The following is a 22,251-nucleotide window of genomic DNA, read 5'->3' as shown; positions in this document are numbered from 1 at the left end:
TATTCCGAGTGGAGGAATTCGCAAAGAAACACTTGCATAGTGTTCTTTGCAAAGGTATGTTTGCATTATGGCTGAAGACCACACCCCCGAGGAAGTCCCCACCGCGCACACCCGTGCTGCGGAGGTGCGGGTTCTGGACACCGGCGCGCTCAAGGCGCTGGCGCATCCGCTCCGGGTCGAGATCTACGACATCCTCAGCCAGTTCGGCGCCCAGACCGCCAGTTCGCTGGCCGAGCGGCTCGGGGAGTCGTCCGGGGTGACCAGCTACCACCTGCGGGCGCTGGCCAAGCATGACCTCATCCGTGAAGTGCCCGACCGGGGGACCGGCCGGGAGCGGTGGTGGGAGCGCCCGGTGGGCGGCGTGTCGTTCATGAATCCCGGGGCGATGAGCACGCCGGCGGGGCGTGCCGCATCGGAGGCGGTCATGAGCGAGTACCTCGAGCGGCGACACCGCCAGCTGCGGGAGTTCATCACCCACGCGATCGACCACGAACCGGAGCCGTGGCAGAACGCCGCGCTCCTGTCGACCGCCACCGCGCGACTGACCGCCGGGCAGTTGCAGGAACTCGGCGAGAAGATCATGGAGCTCGTCGACGACGTCGTGGACAAGTACCGCGACCAGACCGGAGAGGGCGTGCGGCCCGTCTCCATCCGTACCGATATCTTCCCCCTCGACGAAGGGCGTCCCTCATGACCGCCATCGCTGTCCCCACGACCACATCCGTCCGCCCCACCCGGGTCGAAGCGCTGATCCTGCGCATGGCCACGGCCGCCGGCGAGCTCATCTCCACCCGCATGGCCCGCCGGGCCGCCCGCGTGGCTCAGCGCGTCTCCGACGAGACGCTCAGTGAGCGCCGCCGGGATGCCGGTGCCGTGCGTGCCCTCGGCGTGCTGCCCCGCTGAACATGGCCACCGGCACCACCGGGGCCGAGAGGGCCCTGGGCGCCCCGTTCCGCAGGCTGTGGACGGCCGCCGCCTTCAGCAACCTCGCCGACGGGCTCGGGCGCACGGCCGTGCCGCTGGCGGCGATCACACTGACGACCGACCCGCTGATGATCTCGGTCATCTCCGCGTTGGCGTTCGTCCCCTGGCTGGTGTTCGGGCTGCCGGCGGGGATGATCGTCGACCGCTTCGATCGGCGCGTCGTCATGGCGCTGGCCAACGCGATCCGCGGCCTCGTCGCGCTGGCGCTCGCGATCCTCGCGGTCACGGACAGCCTGAACCTCGCCGCGCTGTTCGTGGGCACGCTGGTGTTCGGTCTGGGCGAGACCCTGTTCGACAACGCCACCAACGCCGTCATCCCGGCCGTCGTCCGCCGCGACCAGCTCGACCGCGCGAACGGCTGGATGCAGTCCGCGCAGGTCACGATCGACAGCTTCATCGCCACACCGATCGCCGGCGTGCTGTTCGCCGTGGCGCTCGCCCTGCCGCTGTGGGCAGGCGCGCTGGGATATCTCGCGCCCATCGTGCTGGCCCTCCTGCTGCCGCTGTCGGCCGCGCGTGCGGCCCAGGATCACCCGGTGCCGGCATCGGATGCCGTGCCGGGTGCTCCCGGGGAGCCGGCGGCGGCGGCCGTGCCCGTGGAAGCCGCGGCGGTCACACCGGTGGTGGCGGCCCCCGCCGCGGTGCATCCGCGGGTGTCGGCGGGTGAGGCCCTGGAGTACCTCCGGCGCCACCGCTATCTGCGCACGATGGTGCTGTTCACCTCGTTCATCGGCTCGGCGCTGTCGTTCGGCCAGGCCACGACCATGCTGTTCTTCCTGGAGACGCTCGCCGTATCGGTCGCGGCCATCGGGTTCGTGACCGCCGGGATAGGCCTCGGGGCGCTGGCCGGAGCCGTTGTGGCGCCACGTCTGGTGGCCCGGTTCGGCCGCGGACCGGTGATGTTCACCGCGACTCTCGTCGCCGGGGTGTCGCTGCTGCTGACCGGCCTCGCCCCCGACGTGGGCACCGCAGTGGCCGCGTACGCCGTCTCCGCCGCGGCCGTCTCGACCTGGAACGTGCCGTGGGGGAGCCTGCGTCAGCAGATCGTGCCCGGGCGCCTGTTCGGACGCGTGCTCGGCATCATCCGCACCCTCACCTGGGGGCTGTTCCCGGTCGCGACCCTGCTGGGCGGCTGGGTCGGGCGCATCGACCTGCGGCTGCCGTACGTCATCGCCGGGGCCGCGGTCACCGTCGCCACCCTGTGCGCGGTGCGACTGCTGATCGAGGGCACGCGACGCGCCGGGGCCGAGCAGGCCGCGCCCGCCGGCTGACGGCGATCAGTCGTCCTCGTCGTCCTCGTCGTGTCGCACGACCACCTCACCGGTCGCCGTCTGCTCGACGAGCACGCCGGTGTCGAGTTCGGCGATCGGCCGCCCCTCCAGCCAGGTCAGGGTCCACCGCGGCCGCGGCTGACCGAGCGCGTCGACGGGGATCGCGGCATCCACCGCACCGATCTGCGCGCGCAGCGCGTCGGGAACGGCGCGCGGCGGCTCCTCACCACTGGTCCAGCGGGTGCCCAGCTGCATGTCATGCCTCCTGTGCGAGTTCGATGCCGTCGATCGTGAACGCGTCGGCGCCGCCGACCAGTTCGAGCTCGGCGATTCGGCCCACCGCCTTCAGATCACCCTCGGCCAGACGCAGCCGGGCGATGGTGTCGTCGTGGGCGCGCACGGTGACCGACCGGACGGGGGTCTTCTGCGACGCCTTGGCCTCGGTTTTGGCGCGGCGGATGCCGATGAGCGCCTCGCTCGCCGCCTGCAGCACGGCGGCGTCTCCGTCCAGGCCCAGGGGCTGCGGCCACGCGGCCGTGTGGACGGAGCCCTCCTCGAACCACGACCACGCCTCTTCGGCCGCGAACGCGAGGATCGGGGCCAGCAGGCGCAGCAGCGTCGACAGCGCGAGCCGCAGCGCCAGGGCGGCGGATGCCTGCCCGACGTCGGTCTGGTCGTAGGCGCGCTCCTTGACGAGCTCGAGGTAGTCGTCGCAGAAGGTCCAGAAGAAGGACTCGGTGACCTCCAGGGCGCGCGCGTGGTCGTAGGCCTCGAATGCGCTGGTCGCATCGCGCACGACCTGGTCGAGCGTGGTCAACATCGACGCGTCCAGCGCGTGCGTGATCTCGGCGCCTTCGGGCACCGGGAACGACAGCACGAACTTCGCGGCGTTGAGCACCTTGATCGCGAGGCGCCGGCCGATCTTGACCTGCGTCGGGTTCTGCGGATCGAACGCGGCGTCGGCACCCAGCCGGCTCGAGGCCGCCCAGTAGCGGACGGCGTCGGTGCCGTGACCGGAGAGGATGTCCGCCGGGGTGACGACATTGCCCTTCGACTTCGACATCTTCTTGCGGTCGGGATCGACGATGAAGCCGGAGATGGCGGCGTCGGTCCACGGTGCACGGTCGTCCTCCAGCGCGCTGCGGAGCATCGTCGAGAACAGCCAGGTGCGGATGATGTCCTGACCCTGGGGGCGCACGTCGAACGGGGCCACGAGCTCCCACAGCTCGTCGTCGCGCTGCCATCCCCCCGCCAGCTGCGGCGTCAGGGACGAGGTCGCCCACGTGTCGAAGATGTCCTTCTCGCCCTCGAACCCGCCGGGCACCCCGCGCTGCTGCTCGGTGTACCCCGGGGGCACGTCGACGGTCGGGTCGACCGGGAGGCTGGCCAGGTCGGGGGTGAGGACGCGGTCGTGGTCGCGTTCGCCGTTCTCGTCCAGCGCGTACCAGACCGGGATCGCCACTCCGAAGAACCGCTGCCGCGAGATCAGCCAGTCACCGGTGAGCCCGTTGGTCCAGTTCTCGTACCGCACCCGCATGAAGTCGGGATGCCAGGACATCGAATGGCCCAGCGCGATGAGCTTCTCGCGCAACTGCTCATCGCGGGCGCCGTTGCGGATGTACCACTGCCGCGTCGACACGATCTCCAGCGGCCGGTCGCCCTTCTCGTAGAACTTCACCGGGTGGGAGAACGGCTTGGAAACCTCGAGCAGCTCGCCCGAGTCGGTGAGCAGCTCGACGATGCGTTTCTTGGCGCTGAACACCGTCTTGCCGACCAGTTCCGCGTAGGCGGCACGTCCGGCATCCGACACGATCGCCTCGGGGGCCTCGGCCATGATGCGGCCGTCCTGGCCGAGGATGGTGCGGTTGGGCAGCTGCAGCTCGCGCCACCAGACGATGTCGGTCACATCCCCGAACGTGCAGACCATGGCGATGCCCGAGCCCTTGTCCTGCTGGGCGAGCGGGTGGGCGAGCACCGGCACCTCGACGTCGAACAGGGGCGTGCGCACGGTGCTGCCGAACAGCGGCTGGTAACGCTCGTCGTCGGGGTTGGCCACCAGGGCCACGCACGCGGCGAGCAGCTCCGGCCGGGTCGTCTCGATGTGGATGTCACCGTCGCCGTCGGTGCGGTGGAAGGCGATGCGGTGGAACGAGGCCTGCTGGTCCCGGTCCTCGAGCTCGGCCTGGGCGATCGCCGAGCGGAAGTCGATGTCCCACAGGGTGGGGGCCAGCGCCTGGTAAGCCTCGCCGCGCTCCAGGTTGCGCAGGAAGGCCAGCTGGCTGGTGCGCATCGTCTCGTCCGAGATGGTGCGGTAGGTCTGCGTCCAGTCCACCGACAGACCCAGCTGGCGGAACAGGCTCTCGAAGTGCTTCTCGTCCTCGATGGTGAGCTGCTCGCACAGCTCGATGAAGTTGCGCCGGCTGATCGGCACCTGGTCGGCCGGCTTCAGGCTCTTCGCGTTGCCCTGGAACGGGGGAGTGAAGTCGGCGTCGTAGGGCAGTGACGGGTCGCAGCGCACGCCGAAGTAGTTCTGCACGCGACGCTCGGTCGGCAGGCCGTTGTCGTCCCAGCCCATCGGGTAGAACACCGTCTTGCCCTGCATGCGCTCGTACCGCACCTTGATGTCGGTGTGGGTGTAGCTGAACACGTGACCGATGTGGAGCGACCCCGACGCGGTCGGCGGAGGCGTGTCGACGGAGAAGACGCCCGCGCGCCCCTTCGCCTTGGCGGCGTCACGGTCGAACAGATACGTGCCCTGCGCGGCCCAGGCGGCGTCCCACTTCTGTTCGAGGCCTTCCAGTGCCGGCTTGTCGGGAATGTGCGCGTCGGTCATGGGTCTCCTCGAACGATATGTGCGGCACTGTGTGAGCGTGCCTGAGTGTGGGTGGTCCCGTCAGTCTACCCGTGCCGCCACCGTGGACCGCAGGGCGAGGCGTGCCGCGGACGACGGTGCGCCGCCGCGCGGCGTGGTCCTCACAGCCTTTTCCCAGGCATGCTAACTTCCCGGTAGCGGTCGGCGACGAAGCCACCGCCGGAAAGGATGAACAGTCCCATGTCCCCTGTCCTCTTGATGCTGATCGGGTTGGCGATCTTCGCCGCCGGATACCTCTTCTACTCCCGTTATCTGGGCAAGAGCATCTTCCGGTTGGACCCCCGCTTCACCACACCCGCCCACGAACTGAACGACGGCATCGACTACGTGCCGACGAACAAGTTCATCCTGTGGGGCCACCACTTCACCTCCGTGGCCGGCGCCGCGCCGATCGTCGGACCGGCGATCGCCGTGATCTGGGGATGGCTGCCCGCCTTCCTGTGGGTCACCATCGGCACGGTCTTCTTCGCCGGCATGCACGACCTGGGCGCGCTGTGGGCGTCCAACCGCAACAAGGGACGCTCCATCGGCGCGCTGTCGGAGCGCTACATCGGCAAGCGCGGCGCGAGCCTGTTCCTCGTCGTCATCTTCCTGCTGCTGCTCATGGTCATCGCGGCGTTCGCCGTCGTCATCAAGAACCTGCTGATCAGCACCCCCACCGCGGTCATCCCCACGTGGGGTGCGATCGTCGTGGCGCTGCTGGTGGGTGTGGCGGTGTACCGCCTGCGGTGGCACCTGCTGCCGGTGACCATCGTCGGGGTCGTGGCCCTCTACGCGCTCATCGTCCTCGGCGACCAGGTGCCGGTCGTGCTGCCAGACGACTTCTTGGGCATGGGACCGGCCACCTTCTGGATCCTGGCCCTGTTCATCTACGGTGCGATCGCGTCGCTGTTGCCGGTCTGGGTGCTGCTGCAGCCGCGTGACTACATCAACGGGGTGCAGCTGTTCGTGGGCCTCATCCTGCTGTTCGGCGCCGTGCTGATCGCCACCCTGTTCACCGCGGACGGGCTGCAGATCGTGGCGCCCGTGGTCAACACGGCCGTCCCCGAGGGCACGCCGAGCATGGTGCCGCTGCTGTTCGTCACGATCGCGTGCGGCGCGATCTCGGGCTTCCACGGCATGGTGTCCTCCGGCACGAGTTCGAAGCAGCTCGACAAGGAGCCCGACGCCCGCTTCGTCGGGTACTTCGGCGCCGTCGGCGAGGGACTGCTGTCGCTCGGCACGATCCTCGCCGTGATCGCCGGCTTCCGCACGGTCGCCGAATGGGAAGAGGTGTACAGCGCGTTCGGCGCCGGCGGCGTCGGTGCGTTCGTCACCGGTGGCGGCGCCATCATGGAGTCCGGCATCGGCCTGCCCGGCTCGCTCAGCGCCACGGTGCTGGCCACGATGGCGGTGCTGTTCGCGGCGACCACGATGGACACCGGTATGCGTCTGCTGCGTTTCGTGGTGCAGGAGATCGGGACATCGATGAAGGTGCGGGTCGGCAAGCTCCCGGCGACCTTCATCGTCGTGGCCGTCGGCCTGGGTCTGACCTTCTCGCAGGGGCTGGGCGGTGAGGGCGGCCTGCGGATCTGGCCGCTGTTCGGCACCACCAACCAGCTGCTGGCCTCGTTGACGCTGTCGATCGTCGCGGTGATGCTGATCCGCAAGCGGCGCAACCCGCTGCCGGCGCTCATCCCGCTGATCATCGTGTTCGTGCTCTCGTTCTGGGCCGCCATCGAGCAGCTGTCGTCGTTCGCCGACCCGGCGAACCCGGACTGGCTCCTGCTGGTCCTCGACATCATCATCATCGCCTCGAGCGTGTGGGTGGCCGTCGAGGCGGTGATCGCCATGCGCAAGGCGGCCACCGAGCCGCCGGAGGACGACGACGAAGACGCCCAGCTGCAGGCCGTCCGCGAAGAAGTCTGAGTGGGACGGATCCTGATCGATGGGTGACTCCACGGCGGCCCGGCGTCGGAAGCGACGCTGGGCCGCCTTCCGGCAGGGGCTCGCGGACTACTACGCGGGCCCCTACCGGCAGACCCTCGCCCGGGAACGACGCGACGAGGACGACCTGTTCACCCTCATCGTGCTCGGCGAGGCGCTCGGCGTGCCCGACCCCGCCGCCTACTACAGTGTCGAGCTGGTGCCCCTGGTGGCCACCGACTTCCACGACTGGCATCGCCGGATGGGCATGCCGCGCACGCCCCTGGACCACATTTCATGCTGCTAGAGCCTCTCCGCCGTCGGGTGCTGTTCGTCGGCGGCAAGGGAGGCGTGGGCAAGACCTCCTTGGCCTCCGCCCTCGCGGTCGCGCGTGCGCGTGCCGGGGAGCGGGTCCTGGTGGTCTCGACCGACCCGGCGCACAACCTCGGCCACCTCTGGGAGCGCGCGGTGGGAGACCGGCCCGTGCGGCTCCTGGACCTGGACCTGGGTGCGGTCGAGGGGGTGGAGATCGACCCGCAGGCGACGATCCTGCGCCACCTCGCGGCGGTGGAGGAGACGATGCTGCGTCTGCTGCCCGAGCGGCAGCACCGCGCCGCCCGCGCGCACCTGCTGCGCGCCAAAGACGCCCCGGGCAGCCACGAATCCGCCGTCCTGGAGCGCATCGCGGAACTGGCGCAGCTCGGCCAGGAGGACTACGACGCCGTCATCTTCGACACCGCGCCCTCCGGTCACACCCTGCGCCTGCTGGCGCTGCCGGGGCAGCTGGCGGGATGGACCGACACCCTGCTGCGCAACCGCGACCGTTCGGAGCGCTTCTCGGCGGCGATGCGGGGCCTCACCGGCCGCGACGACCCGGAGGCGACCGCCCAGGCCGAACTGCGCCGGAGCCTGCAACGGCGCCGCGACCGGTTCGATGCTCTGCAGCAGACCATCGCCGACCCGCGGCGCTCGGGGTTCGTCATCGTGTTCACCGCGGAAGCCCTCCCTGTCGCGGAGACCCTGGAGGTCGTGGACGGACTGCGGGCGCTGCAGGTCGACGTGGCCGCGCTCATCGCGAACCGGCGGTCGCCCCACGACGCCGGCGAACTGCTGCGCACGCGCCGCGCGGCGGAGGACACGCACCTCGCGCACGTACGCCGGCGCCTGCCCGGGCTCGCACCCATCGAGGTGCCGCTGGTGGCCGGGGAGCTGACGGGGCCCGCGGCACTGGCCCACCTCGCGGACCTCCTCGAAGCCGCGGGCTGAAAGGCGTTCCACGCCCGCGCGGCGGCGACGTCACCGCAGCGCGCCGTCCGGTGCGGACAGCGGCCGCGTCACCGGCTAGAATTGGGGCACACGCATCGATCCGGCCATCACCGGGGAGCACTCGGAAGAAACCCCGGCCACGGCCGGGGGAGTAGAACCGGGCGGGGCAGGCCCGTCACAGCCGCAGTGAGAGTGGCAGGGCCCAGGCCCGGCAACGCGGGGTGGTACCGCGGTTCTCCCGTCGGGAGGGTCGTCCTCGCAGGAAGCATCGCAACCTGCTGGAGAGACATGACCTATCCGAAGCCCTCAGCGTTCGGCCCCGCGGCCGAGGTCGTCCCGAGCCCGCGCTTCCCCGCCATCGAGCGCGAGGTGCTCGACTTCTGGCAGCAGGACGACACGTTCGCCGCGTCGATCGCGCAGCGGGACGGCGCCGACGAGTGGGTCTTCTACGACGGCCCGCCGTTCGCCAACGGCCTGCCGCACTACGGCCACCTGCTCACCGGCTACGCCAAGGACCTCTTCCCGCGGTTCCAGACGATGCGCGGCAAGAAGGTCGACCGGGTGTTCGGCTGGGACACGCACGGGCTGCCGGCCGAGCTCGAGGCCATGAAGCAGCTCGGGCTGACCGAGAAGGCCGAGATCGAACAGATGGGCATCGCGGCCTTCAACGCCAAAGCGCGCGAGTCCGTCCTCGCGTACACCCGCGAGTGGGAGGACTACGTCACCCGCCAGGCCCGATGGGTGGACTTCGGGCGCGGGTACAAGACACTGGACACCGGGTACATGGAGTCGGTGCTCTGGGCGTTCAAGCAGCTCTGGGAGAAAGACCTCGCCTACGAGGGGCACCGGGTGCTGCCCTACTGCTGGCGTGACGAGACGCCGCTGTCCAACCACGAACTGCGCATGGACGACGACGTTTACCAGATGCGGCAGGACTCGTCCGTGACGGTGACCTTCCCGCTCGTCGGCGCCAAGGCGGAAGCCCTGGGACTCACCGCCGTGCGCGCCCTCGCGTGGACGACGACGCCGTGGACGCTGCCCACCAACCTCGCCCTCGCGGTCGGACCGGACATCACCTACGTCGTCGTCCCCGGCGGGCCGAACGGTGCCGGCGACGTGCACGAGAGCCGGGCCGAAGCCGCCGCACACCGCTACCTGCTGGCATCCGACCTGCTCGGCGGATACGCCAAGGACCTGGGCTACGCGTCGGCCGACGACGCCCGTGCCGCCGTGGAGCGCACGCTCCTGGGCAGCGAGCTGGCCGAGGTGCACTACGACCTGCTGTTCGACTACTACGCCGACGCCGAGGTGTGGGGCACCGAGCGCGCGTGGCGGATCCTCGTCGACGACTACGTCACCACCAGCGACGGCACCGGTATCGTCCACCAGGCCCCGGCCTACGGTGAGGACGACCAGCGCGTCACCGCCGCGGCCGGGATTCCGCTGATCATGAGCCTCGACGACGGCGGGCGGTTCCTGCCGCAGGTCGGCGATGTCGCCGGGCAGCTGTGGATGGACGCCAACCGGCCCCTGATCCGGCTGATCAGCGCCGCGGGGCGCCTGCTGCGCGAAGCCAGCTACGAGCACTCCTACCCGCACTGCTGGCGCTGCCGGAACCCCCTGATCTACAAGGCCGTGTCGAGCTGGTTCGTGCGGGTCACCGCCATCAAGGACCGTCTGCTCGCGAACAACGAGCAGATCACCTGGGCCCCGGAGAACGTCAAGCACGGCCAGTTCGGCAAGTGGCTCGAGGGCGCGCGAGACTGGTCGATCAGCCGCAACCGGTTCTGGGGCTCGCCGATCCCGGTGTGGCGCAGTGACGACCCAGAGCACCCGCGCGTGGACGTGTACGGCTCCCTCGCCGAGATCGAACGCGACTTCGGCCGGTTGCCGCGCAACGAGGCCGGGGAGGTCGACCTGCACCGCCCGTACATCGATGAGCTGACGCGCCCGAACCCCGACGACCCCACCGGGAAGTCCACGATGCGGCGCATCGAGGACGTGTTCGACGTGTGGTTCGACTCGGGCTCGATGCCCTACGCCCAGGTGCACTACCCGTTCGAGAACCAGCAGTGGTTCGACGAGCACGCACCGGCCGACTTCATCGTCGAGTACATCGGGCAGACGCGCGGCTGGTTCTACGTCATGCACGTGCTGTCGACCGCGCTGTTCGACCGCCCGGCGTTCTCGGGTGTCGCCTGCCACGGCATCGTGCTCGGCAGCGACGGCATGAAGATGTCGAAGTCGCTGCGCAACTACCCGGATGTCAGCGAGGTGTTCGACCGCGACGGCTCCGACGCCATGCGCTGGTTCCTCATGTCGTCGTCGGTGCTGCGTGGCGGGAACCTCATCGTCACCGAAGAGGGCATCCGCGCCGGTGTGCGCGAGTTCCTGCTGCCGCTGTGGAGCGCCTGGTACTTCTTCGCCACTTACGCCAACGCGGCCGGTCCCGGGGGATACACCGCCACGTGGCGCACCGACTCGACGCACGTGCTCGACCAGCACATCCTCGCGCTGACCGGGGACCTGGTGCGCGATGTCGCGGCGGAGCTGGAGGCGCTCGACTCGACGACCGCCGCGGCGCGCCTGCGCGAGTTCGCCGAGGTGCTCACCAACTGGTATATCCGCCGCTCTCGCGACCGCTTCTGGCAGGGGGTGGACGACGACCCCCGCAGCCGGGAGGCGTTCGACACCCTGTACACGGTGCTGGAGACCCTCACGCGGGTCGCGGCACCGCTCATCCCGCTCGTGTCCGAACGGGTGTGGCAGGGGCTGACCGGCGGCCGCAGCGTGCACCTGACCGACTGGCCGGATGCCGCAGACTTCGCGCCCGCGAGCGACATCCGCTCCGCGATGGACACCGTCCGCACAGTGTCGTCGGTCGCCAACGCGCTGCGCAAGAAGGAGGGCAAGCGCGTGCGTCTGCCGCTGGCCTCGCTCACCGTCGCCGTGCCCGACGCCGCGGGGCTGGCCCAGTTCGAGGACATCCTCCGTGACGAGCTCAACGTCAAGCGGGTCGACCTCGTCGAGCTCACCGAGGGCCTGGCCGAGCAGTACGGCATCAGCCAGCGCCTGAGCGTCAACGCCCGCGCGGCGGGGCCGCGTCTGGGCAAGCAGGTGCAGCACGTGATCGCCGGGGCCAAGGCCGGGGTGTGGACCGAGACGGACGGCGTCGTGGTCGTCGACGGCATCGCGCTGCAGGAGGGTGAGTACGAGCTGACCCTGGAGGCGGGCGGGGTCGCCGAGGGCACCGCGATCGCACTCCTGCCCGGACCCGGCGGCGGCTTCGTGCTGCTGGACACCGTGACCACGCCGGAGCTGGAGGCCGAAGGCCTGGCCCGCGACGCCATCCGCGTCGTGCAGGAGGCCCGCAAGAACGCCGGACTCGACGTCTCCGACCGCATCGTGCTCACGCTGACCGCCGCCGCCGGCCCGGCCGACGCGCTGCGCACGCACGCCGAGCTCATCGCCGCCGAGACCCTCGCCGTCGGCTACACCGTGGTGACCGCCGACGACGTGGACCGGCTCGTCGACGAGGCGGTGGACCCCGACGGCGGCGTGCATGTCAGCGGCGCCCGGGCGCTGGGCACCGACAAGTCCCCGCTCCTCGTGACGATCGACGCGACCGGCGTCGGAAAGGCGACCTCATGAACGACCGCGCCCGCGCCGACACCGTGTACGCCGCGCTGCTGACCCGCCAGGGTGAGCAGTGGGTCCAGCCCCGTGTCGAGCGCACCCGCCGGGTCCTCGAACTGCTCGACGACCCGCAGCGCACCTACCGCGTCGTGCACGTCACCGGCACGAACGGCAAGACCTCGACCAGCCGCATCGTCGAGTCCATCGTGCGCGCGCACGGCCTGCGCACCGGCCTGTTCACCAGCCCGCACCTGGAGCGCTTCACGGAGCGGATCATGGTCGACGGCGCCCCCATCGACGATGGACTGATCGCCGACGCCTGGGACGAGGTCGAGCCGTTCGTCGACATCGTCGACGCGGAGCTCGCCGCCCGCGGCGACGCGCCGCTGACCTTCTTCGAACTGCTGACGGTGCTGGCCTTCGTCGCGTTCGCCGACGCCCCCGTCGACGTCGCGGTCATCGAAGTGGGCATGGGCGGAGCCTGGGACTCGACGAACACGGCCGACGGCGACGTGGCCGTCGTCGCGCCGATCGCCGTCGATCACGCCGACCGTCTGGGCGCCACGATCGCCGAGATCGCCGCGGTCAAGTCCGGGATCATCAAGGCCGGCGCCGCCGCGGTCTCCGCGGTACAGACGCCCGAGGCGCTGACGGTGCTGCGCGACGCGGCCGCTGCGACCGGCGCGACCCTCGCCGTGGAGGACGACGGGTTCGCGCTGACCGCGCAGACCCTCGCGGTGGGCGGCCAGATGATCTCGGTGCGCGGGCTGGCGGGCCAGTACGACGACCTCTACCTGCCGCTGTACGGCGCCCACCAGGGACACAACGCGGCCCTGGCGATCGCCGCCGTGGAGGCGCTCATCGGCGCCGGCGGTCAGGCCCTGTCGCCCGATGTGCTGGCCGAAGCCCTGGCGGAGGTGACCAGCCCCGGGCGCCTGCAGCTGCTGGGCGTCGCGCCGACCGTGCTGGTCGACAGCGCGCACAACCCGCACGGCATGCGCTCGCTCGTCGACGCGCTGGCGACCTCGTTCGACTTCGACGAATGGGGCGTGGTGCTCGGAGTGCTGGGAGACAAGGACGCCGCCGGCATCGTCGCGCAGATCGCACCGGCCGCCGCGCACGTGTTCGCCGTCGCGCCCGACTCCGAGCGCGCCGCCGACCCGGATGCCCTGGCCGACCTGGTCGAGGCCGCCGGGGTGCCGGTGACCGTGCACGACGGTCTGCGCGCCGCGGCCGAGGAGGCGCGCCGCTGGGCCGAGGCCGCCGACCGCCGGGCCGTGGTCATCGCCGGCAGCGTCGTGCTGGCGGGGGAGGCCCTGCTGCTCGCGGCCGATGAGGACTGGAAGGGAGGCGGGGCGTGAACGCACGTGTGCGCCGGGTGCGCGGGGCGCGGGAATCCCTGGCATCCATCGTTCTGGGCCTCGAGACGGTCGTGGTGTTCCTGGGCGGTCTCACCCTCCACGGCCTCGACGCCCTCCCGAATGTGCCGTCGTGGTGGGGGATCGTCGCCGGCGTCGTGTTCGCCGTGGTGCTGGTCCTCACCATCCCGGTGCTCCGGTACCGCTGGGGCATCGCGCTGGGCTGGGTGTGGCAGGTGATCATCGCCGCCGGCGGCTTCATCGTCCCGGCGCTGCTGTTCGTCGCCCTCATTTTCGGCGGCATGTACGCATATGCGACGATCAAGGGCGGCGCGCTCGACGCGCGCAACGCCCGGCTCGCCGCTCAGACCCCCGACACGAACGGAGACCCCTCATGACCACCGAAGAGACCCTCGTCCTCGTCAAGCCCGACGGTGTGGCCCGCGGCCTGACCGGCGCGATCCTCGCCCGCATCGAGGCCAAGGGCTACGCGCTGGTCGACATCAAGCTCGTCGAGCCCGACCGGGAGCTGCTCGAGGCCCACTACGCCGAGCACGCCGGGAAGCCCTTCTACGAGCCACTGCTCGACTTCATGATGTCGGGGCCGTCGGTGGCCATCCGCCTGGCCGGCAACCGCGTCATCGAGGGGTTCCGGTCCCTGGCCGGCACGACCGACCCGACCACCGCCGCACCCGGCACGATCCGAGGCGACTTCGGCCGGGACTGGGGTCTTGCGGTGCAGCAGAACCTCGTGCACGGCAGCGACAGCCCCGAATCGGCCGCACGCGAGCTGGGCATCTGGTTCTGAGCCGTTACAGCGTGCCGATCCAGTCGAGCCGCAGCTGTGCGATCAGGGCGATCACGGCGTAGCTGAGCACCGCGAGCAGCGGCAGCCACCCCATGAGCGTGTCGGCGACCGAGCGCACCGCCGCCGGCGCCGGCACGAGGCCGCTGCGCAGCAGGTGCCCGGTCACCGCGTAGAAGGTCGGGATCGTCACCGCCCAGGTGACCATGCACCACGGGCACAGGGTGGCCAGGTCGAAGATGCTCTGCGAGATGAGCCAGATCACGAAGCCGAAGGCGAAGGCCATGCCGGCCCAGAACAGCCACCAGAACCAGCGGGCGAAGCGGGCTCCGGCCAGGATCGCCACGCCCACCACGATCGGGGCCATCCAGCCGGTGACCCCCACGATCGGGTTCGGGAAGCCGAACACGGCGCCCTGCCACGAGTCGAGGTTCTTGCCGCACTGCACGACCAGACTGATGTCGCACGAGGCGATCGCGCCGGGGTTGGCCAGCAGGTGGAACTTCTCGACCGTGAGCTGGAACGCGGCGTACCAGCCGATCACGCCGGCCACGATGAGCCAGATCGCCAGCGCCTGCGGACGGGTGTGCGTGAGTCGGGTCGGCATCCTCGGATTATCCCATCCGCCGGCGGGCATCCGGCTCACGTGACGATGTCTGCGCAATCGCATGCCGAAAGTGCGATAATGGATCGCGATACCCCGCCGCGGCCGCGCCGCGTGCGGAACCATCGAAGACTTCGGGCGATGAACGCCCCGCAGCCAGCGGCCTCAGCCACCGAGCCGGACGCGACTGCAGACCGAGTGAGTTCGCGGCTCCTCCGAACCGGAGCGGCGCCGCCAGAGTTTCGCCGGACGGCACGCGGAGCCGTCCGCATAGGAGTAAGCCAGCGATGGCCGATGAGAACACCGAGAACCCCACGACCGATGAACCGCAGGAGCAGCCGCGCACCGATGCGATGAGCACTCCCGGACCGGATGCCGGCGACGCCGACACGCCCGGGCCCGCCGACGCACCGTCGGCGGACGGGCCGAAGGCTGACGCTGAGGGAGATGCGCCGAAGACGGAGGAGCCGGTGACCGCGGTGAGCCTGGGCCTGCTGCCCGAGGTGTTCGTCTCCGCCGTCTCCACCGAGCTGCACTTCTACGCCCCGCCCGTGCTCGCCCTGCCGCCGCGCGAGGACCGCGACGACGACCAGAACGAGTCCTCCTCCAGCTCCCGTCGCCGCAACCGGCGGCGCGGCTCGGGATCCGGCTCCGGCACCAACGACGGCGGGGAGACCTCCGCACCCTCATCGTCCTCGTCGTCGTCCGGGCAGCGCCGTCGCGCGGTCGAGCTCATCACCGAACCGCAGCGCATCAAGGGATCGACCCGTCTGGAGGCCAAGAAGCAGCGCCGCCGCGACGGCCGCGAGGCGGGGCGTCGCCGCGCCGTGGTCACCGAGGCCGAGTTCCTCGCCCGCCGTGAGGCGGTCGACCGCGTCATGGTCGTGCGGTCCAAGAACGGCCGCGTGCAGATCGGCGTCCTCGAAGACGATGTGCTGGTCGAGCACTACGTGGCCCGCAGCCAGGACGCGTCGCTGATCGGCAACGTGTACCTCGGCCGCGTGCAGAACGTGTTGCCGAGCATGGAGGCCGCCTTCGTCGACATCGGGCGCGGCCGCAACGCCGTGCTCTACTCGGGCGAGGTCGACTGGGATGCCGTCGAGACGGGCAACCAGCCGCGTCGCATCGAACTGGCCCTCAAGTCGGGTGACCGGGTGCTCGTGCAGGTGACGAAGGACCCCGTCGGCCACAAGGGCGCGCGCCTGACCAGCCAGATCTCACTGCCCGGCCGCTACCTGGTGTACGTGCCCGGCGGCGCCATGAACGGCATCTCGCGCAAGCTCCCCGACACCGAGCGTGCGCGGCTCAAGCGCATCCTCAAGGAAGTGCTGCCCGAGTCCAGCGGCGTCATCGTCCGCACGGCGGCCGAGGGCGCGACCGAGGAGCAACTGACGCGCGACGTGCAGCGCCTCACCGCCCAGTGGGAGCACATCAGCGCCCAGGCCGAGACCGGCAAAGCGCCGTCGCTGCTGCACTCCGAGCCGGACCTGCTCGTCAAGATCGTCCGTGACGTCTTCAACGAGGACTTCACCAAGATGCTCATCCAGGGCGAGGACGCGCACCAGACCATCACGTCGTACCTGACCGGCGTCGCACCCGATCTGCTCGAGCGCGTCGAGCGCTACGAGGGCGACACCGACCCGTTCGACCACTTCCGCATCACCGAGCAGATCGAGAAGGCCCTCGACCGCAAGGTGTGGCTGCCCTCGGGCGGCTCGCTGGTCATCGACCGCACCGAGGCCATGACCGTCGTCGACGTGAACACCGGAAAGTTCGTCGGATCGGGCGGCAACCTCGAGGAGACGGTCACCAAGAACAACCTCGAAGCGGCGGAGGAGATCGTCCGCCAGCTGCGGCTGCGCGACATCGGCGGCATCATCGTCGTCGACTTCATCGACATGGTGCTCGAATCCAACCGTGACCTCGTGCTGCGCCGGCTCGTCGAGTGCCTGAGCCGCGACCGCACCAAGCACCAGGTGGCGGAGGTCACCTCGCTGGGTCTGGTGCAGATGACGCGCAAGAAGCTGGGCCTGGGGCTCCTGGAGACCTTCAGCGAGCCGTGCGAGGTCTGCGCCGGCCGCGGGGTGATCGTGCATCACGATCCGGTCGTCAAGCACCGGTCCTCGCAGGGTGGCGGCAACTCGCGTCGCTCCCGCCAGTCCGCGCCCACCCCCGGCAACGGGGGCACGCACGTGATCACCGAAGGCGCCAAGTCCGCGCTCGCGCAGATCGCGGCATCCACCATCCACCCCGTCGCCGAAGAGTCCGCTACGGCACCGGCGCCTACGTCGGCGCCTGCGCCGGCCGCCGCGGAGCGGCCCAAGAAGGCGCGCAAGAAGAAGCCGGCGGCCACGTCGTCGACTCCGAAGACCGAGAAGGAACTGCTGCTCGACTCGGTGCTGGACGCTCTCCCCGAGCCGAAGGCCCCGGGGCAGGGGCGGTCGCGTCGTCGGGTGACCACGGCGGCGCTCAGCGGCACCCCGATCAGCGCGTCGCCCACTCCGGAAACGGGCCAGGACTGATCGTCAGCGGCCGCGGCGCTCCCGCGCGGTGACCCGCAGTCCGGAGGCGATCAGCCGGCGCACCAGCTCGTGGGCGGTGACCGGCTGTGCGCCACCGGCGATCAGGCGGGGGACTGCGTCCTCGGGGACGTCGTAGTGGTCGAGATCGAATGCACGGGCCGGGATGCCGTGCTTCTGCGCGAACCGGTGGAGCTCGTCCAGGTCGCTGTCGCTGACCAGGTGCGCCCACAGGCGGCCGTGTGCCGGCCAGCGCGCATCGTCGATCAGGATCACCCCCAGATCCTACGGCCGCGACACGCGCCCGGGCGCTTTTGCCGTCGTGCCCGGCATCCGGTAAACTAGACCCTTGGTGCGTCGCGTGTCGCTGGTTCGGCATGCTCGGCGGCGAGCGAGTTCGCCGCGAGTGGGCACCACGACTTTCCAGTCTCACAAGACAATCGGAGCCGAGCGCTCCACTGAAGAAGAACAGGTGTGAAGTGGTTTACGCAGTAGTGCGCGCCGGCGGCCGTCAGGAGAAGGTCGAAGTCGGCTCCATCGTCGTCCTCGATCGTCAGGCCACCAAGGTCGGCGAGAAGTTCGAGCTGCCCGCGGTGCTGCTCGTCGACGGCGATGCCGTCACGACCGACGCCGACAAGCTCGCAAAGGTCAAGGTCACCGCCGAGGTCCTCGGTGAGGAGCGCGGCCCGAAGATCGTGATCCAGAAGTACAAGAACAAGACCGGCTACAAGAAGCGCCAGGGGCACCGTCAGGACCTCACGCGCGTCAAGATCACCGGCATCAAGTAAGCCAGGGAGAGACGCAGATGGCACACAAGAAGGGCGCAAGCTCCACCCGTAACGGTCGCGATTCCAACGCCCAGCGACTGGGCGTGAAGCGCTTCGGCGGCCAGACCGTGAACGCGGGCGAGATCCTCGTCCGTCAGCGCGGCACCCACTTCCACCCCGGCGCCAACGTCGGCCGTGGCGGCGACGACACGCTCTTCGCCCTGGCCGCCGGTGCGGTCGAGTTCGGCTCGAAGGGCGGCCGCAAGGTCGTCAACATCGTGGCCGCGGCAGCGGAGTAATCACACAGATTCCCAGGGCGAGGGGCGGGCTGAGGCCCGCCCCTCGCCTGTTCACATTCAGGAGAACAGCATGGTGACCTTCGTCGACCGCGTCACGCTGCATCTGCGCGCCGGCAAGGGCGGCAACGGCTGCGTGTCGGTGCGTCGGGAGAAGTTCAAGCCGCTGGCCGGCCCCGACGGCGGCAACGGCGGCAACGGCGGCGACATCGTGCTGGTCGCCGACCCGCAGGTCACCACGCTGTTGTCGTACCACCACTCGCCGCACCGCACCGGCGGCAACGGCGGGTTCGGCATGGGCGACAACCGCTCCGGCGCGCTCGGCGAGTCGGTCGAGCTCCCGGTCCCCGTGGGCACCGTCGTGAAGGACGTCTCCGGCGAGGTGCTGGCCGACCTCGTCACCCCCGGCACCCGCTTCGTCGCGGCACCCGGCGGGCAGGGCGGCCTCGGCAACGCCGCACTGGCCTCGCCCAAGCGCAAGGCCCCCGGCTTCGCCCTGCTGGGCACCCCCGGCTGGGAGGGCGATATCGTCCTCGAGCTGAAGACCGTGGCCGACGTCGCCTTGGTCGGCTACCCCTCCGCCGGCAAGTCCAGCCTGATCGCCGCGATCTCGGCGGCCCGGCCCAAGATCGCCGACTACCCGTTCACCACGCTGCACCCGAACCTCGGTGTCGTGCAGGCCGGCGACGTGCGGTTCACCGTCGCCGACGTCCCCGGCCTCATCGAAGGCGCGAGCGAGGGCCGCGGTCTCGGACTGGAGTTCCTCCGGCACGTGGAGCGCTGCACCGCGCTGGTGCACGTCCTGGACTGCGCGACGCTCGAACCGGGCCGTGACCCGATCTCCGATCTCGACGTCATCCTCGCGGAACTCGCGGCCTACCCCGTCCCCGAAGGTCAGGTGCCGCTGCTGGAACGGCCGCAGCTGATCGCGCTCAACAAGCTTGACGTCCCCGAAGCGCAGGATCTCGCCGACCTTGTGCGCCCCGACCTCGAAGCGCGCGGCTACCGCGTGTTCGACATCTCGACGGTCAGCCACGCCGGGCTGCGTCCCCTCACGTTCGCCCTCGCCGACATCGTCTCCCAGCACCGGGCGGCGGTCGCCGCCGAGCCGGTCGCCGAACGCGTGGTCATCCGCCCCAAGGGCTCCGAGAAGGAGTTCACCATCCGGGTGGAGGGCGGCACTTACGGCAACATCTACCGCATCCTGGGTGCCAAGCCGGAGCGGTGGGTGCAGCAGACCGATTTCCAGAACGAGGAGGCCGTCGGGTTCCTCGCCGACCGCCTCGACAAGCTGGGCATCGAAACCGAGCTGTTCCGCCTGGGCGTCGAGGCCGGCTCGACCGTGGTCATCGGCGAAGGCGACGGCGTGGTCTTCGACTGGCATCCTTCGCTGTCGTCGGCGGCTGAGCTGATGAGCGCGCCGCGCGGCACGGACCCCCGCCTCGACCTGAACCCGCGCCGCACCACCAGTGAGCGCCGTGAGCGCTACCACGAGCGGATGGACGCGAAGGCCGCCGCCCGCGCCGAGCTGGAGGCGGAACGGATCGCCGGCGACGAGGACGCCCGGTGAGCCTGCGCGAGCGCTCTGAGCTTCTCGGGGCGCGCCGTGTCGTCGTCAAGGTCGGCTCCTCGTCGATCAGCGGCGACAACGCGCACAACATCGAGCCCATCGTGGAGGCGCTGGCCGGCGCTTACCAGCGCGGCACCGAAGTGGTGCTGGTCTCGTCCGGGGCCATCGCCACCGGCATGCCCTACCTGGCGCTCGACTCGCGTCCTGTCGATCTCGCGACCCAGCAGGCGGCCGCCGCCGTCGGCCAGAACGTGCTCATCTACCGCTACCAGAACGCCCTGCGTCCGTACGCCATCGTCGCCGGCCAGGTGCTGCTCACCGCCGGGGACCTGGAGAACCCCACGCCGCGGTCCAACGCCCGCCGGGCCATGGAGCGGCTCCTCGGCCTGCGCATCCTCCCGATCGTCAACGAGAACGACACGGTCGCCACGCATGAGATCCGGTTCGGCGACAACGACCGGCTCGCCGCCATGGTCGCGCGGCTGATCGGCGCCGACGCCCTGGTCCTGCTCAGCGACATCGAATGCCTGTACACCCGTCCGCCCGAGGTGCCCGGGGCCACACCCATCCGGCGCATCGAGTACGGCGAGAACCTCGAGGGCTTCGAGTTCGGGTCGGTCGTGGTCAACAGCGTCGGCACCGGGGGAGCGGCCACCAAGGTCTCCGCCGCCCGCCTGGCCGCACAGGCCGGCGTCGCGGTGCTCATCACCAGCGCGACGATGATCGACCAGGCGCTCACCGGCGCCGACATCGGCACCTGGTTCGCCCCGAACCCCGAGTTGGAGCCCGTCTCCCGTACCGCACCGATCCCGGTCGCCGACGGACGCTGACCAGCGCGGCCGACCGCCGGCGCGCTGGCTAGACTGGCGGAATGAGCACGACTGTCACCACCGCCCGCGAACGCATGCTGGCCGCCAAGGCCGCCGCGCGCAGCATCGGTCTGCTCGGCGACCAGGACAAGGCCGACGCACTGCGTGCGATCGCCGACGCGATCGACGCGGCCGTGCCGCAGATCGTGGCCGCCAATGCGGAGGACCTCGAGCGGGGACGTGCCACCGGCCTGTCCACTGGGCTGCAGGACCGGCTGCGGCTCGACGAGACCCGCGTGCGGGCGCTGGCCGCGGCCGTGCGCGACGTCGCCGCGCTGCCCGACCCGGTCGGCCGGGTGCTCGACGAGCGCACGCTGCCCAACGGCGTGCGTCTGCAGAAGGTGTCCGTGCCGTTCGGCGTGATCGGATCGATCTACGAGGCCCGGCCGAACGTGACGGTCGACATCGCCGCCCTGGCACTGCGCTCGGGCAACGCCGTCGTCCTGCGCGGGGGGACCGCCGCCCAGTCGTCCAACGCCGCACTGGTGCAGGTGATGCGCGGAGCCCTCGCCGACCGGGGCATCGATCCCGAGGCGATCCAGACCGTCGACGACTTCGGCCGCGACGGGGCCCGCGAGCTGATGCAGGCGCGCGGCATCGTCGACGTGCTCGTTCCGCGCGGCAGCGCCCAGCTGATCGAGACGGTGGTGACCGAATCGAGCGTGCCCGTCATCGAGACCGGCGCCGGTGTCGTGCACATCGTGCTCGATGCCACCGCACCCCTGGACTGGGCCCGCGACATCGTCGTCAACGCGAAGGTGCAGCGCCCGAGCGTGTGCAACGCGGTCGAGACCGTGCTGGTGCTGCGCGACGGCGCCGAGCGCCTCGTGCCGCCGGTGGTCGCCGCGCTGCAGGATGCCGGGGTCACCGTGCACGGCGACGCCGCAACACAGCAGCTCGCCGACGGTGTCGTGCCCGGCGATGAGGCCGACTGGGCCACCGAGCACATGAGCCTCGACCTGTCGATGCGCGTCGTCGATAATCTCGACGCCGCGCTGGCGCACATCCGCACCTATTCGACCCAGCACACCGAGTCGATCATCACGGCCGACGATGCGATCGCCGAGCGCTTCCTCGCCGAGGTCGACGCGGCCGTGGTGATGGCCAACGCGTCCACCCGGTTCACCGACGGCGGCGAGTTCGGCTTCGGCGCCGAAGTGGGCATCTCGACCCAGAAGCTGCACGCCCGCGGGCCGATGGGCCTGCCCGAACTGACGAGCACGAAGTGGCTCGCCCGTGGTGCCGGGCAGATCCGCCACTGACCACCTAAACTGGGTGTGCCACCCGAGCAACGAACGGAGCCCGAATGACCCTCGCCACGATTGTCGCCCTCGCCGCCACCGAGGAGCACCATGTCGGCCTCTTCGACAACATCGGCTACGGCGTCGTCGCGCTCCTCATCTTCCTGCTGCTGGGTGCCGTGACCCTGTCGTACCGCAACGTCGCGAACCGCCATTCGCACAAGGCAGAGGCCTATGCGCAGACCCACGGCCACGACCTCGAGCAGGCGGGACACGGCCACCACTAGG

General features: G+C 70.5%; 21 protein-coding genes. 17 read left to right on the top strand and 4 right to left on the bottom strand.

Annotated features, from left to right (window positions below; genetic code table 11):
- Positions 1-67 precede the first annotated feature (67 nt).
- Genes ACQ143_RS02355 through ACQ143_RS02345 form a run of 3 tightly spaced genes read left to right on the top strand, consistent with a single transcriptional unit; the run spans position 68 to position 2,255 of the window.
- The gene (locus ACQ143_RS02355) at positions 68-694 is read left to right on the top strand and encodes an ArsR/SmtB family transcription factor (protein ID WP_449569112.1); all 627 of its coding nucleotides are present in this window, start codon (positions 68-70) and stop codon (positions 692-694) included.
- Complete coding sequence (locus ACQ143_RS02350) at positions 691-903, top strand: hypothetical protein (protein ID WP_449569111.1); 213 nt, start codon at positions 691-693, stop codon at positions 901-903. Before ACQ143_RS02355 ends, ACQ143_RS02350 begins: the two co-directional genes overlap by 4 nt.
- Before the next feature lie 2 nt (positions 904-905).
- A complete protein-coding gene (locus ACQ143_RS02345) occupies positions 906-2,255 on the top strand; it encodes an MFS transporter (protein ID WP_449569110.1) in 1,350 nt (449 codons plus the stop codon).
- A 6-nt stretch (positions 2,256-2,261) separates the two neighbouring features.
- On the opposite strand, the gene ACQ143_RS02340 is transcribed toward ACQ143_RS02345, so the two are convergent.
- Complete coding sequence (locus ACQ143_RS02340; protein WP_449569109.1) at positions 2,262-2,510, bottom strand: hypothetical protein; 249 nt, start codon at positions 2,508-2,510, stop codon at positions 2,262-2,264.
- Between the two features lies 1 nt (position 2,511).
- Positions 2,512-5,088, bottom strand: coding sequence for a valine--tRNA ligase (gene valS / locus ACQ143_RS02335; RefSeq protein WP_449569108.1), 2,577 nt, complete (start codon positions 5,086-5,088; stop codon positions 2,512-2,514).
- A 219-nt stretch (positions 5,089-5,307) separates the two neighbouring features.
- Here valS and ACQ143_RS02330 point away from each other — a divergent pair, with 219 nt between their 5' ends.
- The 7 genes from ACQ143_RS02330 (at position 5,308) to ndk (ending at position 14,100) form a co-directional block, all read left to right on the top strand.
- Positions 5,308-7,035 (top strand): carbon starvation CstA family protein, encoded by a 1,728-nt coding sequence (locus tag ACQ143_RS02330; RefSeq protein WP_449569107.1) that lies wholly within the window; start codon positions 5,308-5,310, stop codon positions 7,033-7,035.
- A gap of 19 nt (positions 7,036-7,054) precedes the next feature.
- Positions 7,055-7,339 carry a cory-CC-star protein gene (locus ACQ143_RS02325; RefSeq protein ID WP_449569106.1) on the top strand — a complete coding sequence of 95 codons (285 nt, stop codon included), beginning with the start codon at positions 7,055-7,057 and terminating at the stop codon, positions 7,337-7,339.
- Complete coding sequence (locus ACQ143_RS02320; protein ID WP_449569105.1) at positions 7,330-8,298, top strand: ArsA family ATPase; 969 nt, start codon at positions 7,330-7,332, stop codon at positions 8,296-8,298. Before ACQ143_RS02325 ends, ACQ143_RS02320 begins: the two co-directional genes overlap by 10 nt.
- Positions 8,299-8,586: 288 nt before the next feature.
- Positions 8,587-11,949 carry an isoleucine--tRNA ligase gene (gene ileS / locus ACQ143_RS02315; RefSeq protein WP_449569104.1) on the top strand — a complete coding sequence of 1,121 codons (3,363 nt, stop codon included), beginning with the start codon at positions 8,587-8,589 and terminating at the stop codon, positions 11,947-11,949.
- Complete coding sequence (locus ACQ143_RS02310; protein ID WP_449569103.1) at positions 11,946-13,295, top strand: bifunctional folylpolyglutamate synthase/dihydrofolate synthase; 1,350 nt, start codon at positions 11,946-11,948, stop codon at positions 13,293-13,295. Before ileS ends, ACQ143_RS02310 begins: the two co-directional genes overlap by 4 nt.
- A complete protein-coding gene (locus ACQ143_RS02305) occupies positions 13,292-13,690 on the top strand; it encodes a DUF4233 domain-containing protein (RefSeq protein WP_449569102.1) in 399 nt (132 codons plus the stop codon). Before ACQ143_RS02310 ends, ACQ143_RS02305 begins: the two co-directional genes overlap by 4 nt.
- Positions 13,687-14,100, top strand: a complete 414-nt coding sequence (ndk, locus tag ACQ143_RS02300) for a nucleoside-diphosphate kinase (RefSeq protein ID WP_449569101.1) — start codon at positions 13,687-13,689, stop codon at positions 14,098-14,100. The genes ACQ143_RS02305 and ndk overlap by 4 nt, the downstream gene beginning before the upstream one ends.
- A gap of 4 nt (positions 14,101-14,104) precedes the next feature.
- On the opposite strand, the gene ACQ143_RS02295 is transcribed toward ndk, so the two are convergent.
- Positions 14,105-14,704, bottom strand: coding sequence for a vitamin K epoxide reductase family protein (locus ACQ143_RS02295; RefSeq protein WP_449569100.1), 600 nt, complete (start codon positions 14,702-14,704; stop codon positions 14,105-14,107).
- Between the two features lie 284 nt (positions 14,705-14,988).
- Between ACQ143_RS02295 and ACQ143_RS02290 the strand changes: the two genes are divergently transcribed.
- Positions 14,989-17,223 carry an Rne/Rng family ribonuclease gene (locus tag ACQ143_RS02290; RefSeq protein ID WP_449569099.1) on the top strand — a complete coding sequence of 745 codons (2,235 nt, stop codon included), beginning with the start codon at positions 14,989-14,991 and terminating at the stop codon, positions 17,221-17,223.
- A 3-nt stretch (positions 17,224-17,226) separates the two neighbouring features.
- On the opposite strand, the gene ACQ143_RS02285 is transcribed toward ACQ143_RS02290, so the two are convergent.
- On the bottom strand, positions 17,227-17,496 hold the full coding sequence (locus ACQ143_RS02285) for a DUF4031 domain-containing protein (RefSeq protein ID WP_449569098.1): 270 nt from the start codon (positions 17,494-17,496) through the stop codon (positions 17,227-17,229).
- A 203-nt stretch (positions 17,497-17,699) separates the two neighbouring features.
- Here ACQ143_RS02285 and rplU point away from each other — a divergent pair, with 203 nt between their 5' ends.
- The 6 genes from rplU to ACQ143_RS02255 all read left to right on the top strand — a co-directional run bounded on the left by rplU (position 17,700) and on the right by ACQ143_RS02255 (position 22,250).
- Complete coding sequence (rplU, locus tag ACQ143_RS02280; protein ID WP_449569097.1) at positions 17,700-18,008, top strand: 50S ribosomal protein L21; 309 nt, start codon at positions 17,700-17,702, stop codon at positions 18,006-18,008.
- A 17-nt stretch (positions 18,009-18,025) separates the two neighbouring features.
- On the top strand, positions 18,026-18,286 hold the full coding sequence (rpmA, locus tag ACQ143_RS02275) for a 50S ribosomal protein L27 (RefSeq protein ID WP_449569096.1): 261 nt from the start codon (positions 18,026-18,028) through the stop codon (positions 18,284-18,286).
- A 70-nt stretch (positions 18,287-18,356) separates the two neighbouring features.
- Entirely contained in the window at positions 18,357-19,853 is a 1,497-nt protein-coding gene (gene obgE / locus ACQ143_RS02270) for a GTPase ObgE (RefSeq protein ID WP_449569095.1), read from the top strand.
- Complete coding sequence (gene proB, locus ACQ143_RS02265) at positions 19,850-20,683, top strand: glutamate 5-kinase (protein ID WP_449569094.1); 834 nt, start codon at positions 19,850-19,852, stop codon at positions 20,681-20,683. Before obgE ends, proB begins: the two co-directional genes overlap by 4 nt.
- A gap of 41 nt (positions 20,684-20,724) precedes the next feature.
- Positions 20,725-21,984 (top strand): glutamate-5-semialdehyde dehydrogenase, encoded by a 1,260-nt coding sequence (locus tag ACQ143_RS02260; RefSeq protein ID WP_449569093.1) that lies wholly within the window; start codon positions 20,725-20,727, stop codon positions 21,982-21,984.
- A 44-nt stretch (positions 21,985-22,028) separates the two neighbouring features.
- The gene (locus ACQ143_RS02255; protein ID WP_449569092.1) at positions 22,029-22,250 is read left to right on the top strand and encodes a hypothetical protein; all 222 of its coding nucleotides are present in this window, start codon (positions 22,029-22,031) and stop codon (positions 22,248-22,250) included.
- Position 22,251 lies beyond the last annotated feature (1 nt).

It is taken from the genome of Microbacterium pollutisoli (assembly GCF_053586795.1).
This window is presented reverse-complemented; position numbering and strand designations above follow the sequence as displayed.

Excerpts from the sequence above, each read along its gene's own strand:
- ACQ143_RS02355 (WP_449569112.1), top strand. The coding sequence starts at position 68 with ATGGCTGAAGACCACACCCCCGAGGAAGTCCCCACCGCGCACACCCGT.
- ACQ143_RS02350 (WP_449569111.1), top strand. The coding sequence starts at position 691 with ATGACCGCCATCGCTGTCCCCACGACCACATCCGTCCGCCCCACCCGG.
- ACQ143_RS02345 (WP_449569110.1), top strand. The coding sequence starts at position 906 with ATGGCCACCGGCACCACCGGGGCCGAGAGGGCCCTGGGCGCCCCGTTC.
- ACQ143_RS02340 (WP_449569109.1), bottom strand. The coding sequence starts at position 2,510 with ATGCAGCTGGGCACCCGCTGGACCAGTGGTGAGGAGCCGCCGCGCGCC.
- valS (WP_449569108.1), bottom strand. The coding sequence starts at position 5,088 with ATGACCGACGCGCACATTCCCGACAAGCCGGCACTGGAAGGCCTCGAA.
- ACQ143_RS02330 (WP_449569107.1), top strand. The coding sequence starts at position 5,308 with ATGTCCCCTGTCCTCTTGATGCTGATCGGGTTGGCGATCTTCGCCGCC.
- ACQ143_RS02325 (WP_449569106.1), top strand. The coding sequence starts at position 7,055 with ATGGGTGACTCCACGGCGGCCCGGCGTCGGAAGCGACGCTGGGCCGCC.
- ACQ143_RS02320 (WP_449569105.1), top strand. The coding sequence starts at position 7,330 with ATGCTGCTAGAGCCTCTCCGCCGTCGGGTGCTGTTCGTCGGCGGCAAG.
- ileS (WP_449569104.1), top strand. The coding sequence starts at position 8,587 with ATGACCTATCCGAAGCCCTCAGCGTTCGGCCCCGCGGCCGAGGTCGTC.
- ACQ143_RS02310 (WP_449569103.1), top strand. The coding sequence starts at position 11,946 with ATGAACGACCGCGCCCGCGCCGACACCGTGTACGCCGCGCTGCTGACC.
- ndk (WP_449569101.1), top strand. The coding sequence starts at position 13,687 with ATGACCACCGAAGAGACCCTCGTCCTCGTCAAGCCCGACGGTGTGGCC.
- ACQ143_RS02295 (WP_449569100.1), bottom strand. The coding sequence starts at position 14,704 with ATGCCGACCCGACTCACGCACACCCGTCCGCAGGCGCTGGCGATCTGG.
- ACQ143_RS02290 (WP_449569099.1), top strand. The coding sequence starts at position 14,989 with ATGGCCGATGAGAACACCGAGAACCCCACGACCGATGAACCGCAGGAG.
- rpmA (WP_449569096.1), top strand. The coding sequence starts at position 18,026 with ATGGCACACAAGAAGGGCGCAAGCTCCACCCGTAACGGTCGCGATTCC.
- obgE (WP_449569095.1), top strand. The coding sequence starts at position 18,357 with ATGGTGACCTTCGTCGACCGCGTCACGCTGCATCTGCGCGCCGGCAAG.
- ACQ143_RS02260 (WP_449569093.1), top strand. The coding sequence starts at position 20,725 with ATGAGCACGACTGTCACCACCGCCCGCGAACGCATGCTGGCCGCCAAG.
- ACQ143_RS02255 (WP_449569092.1), top strand. The coding sequence starts at position 22,029 with ATGACCCTCGCCACGATTGTCGCCCTCGCCGCCACCGAGGAGCACCAT.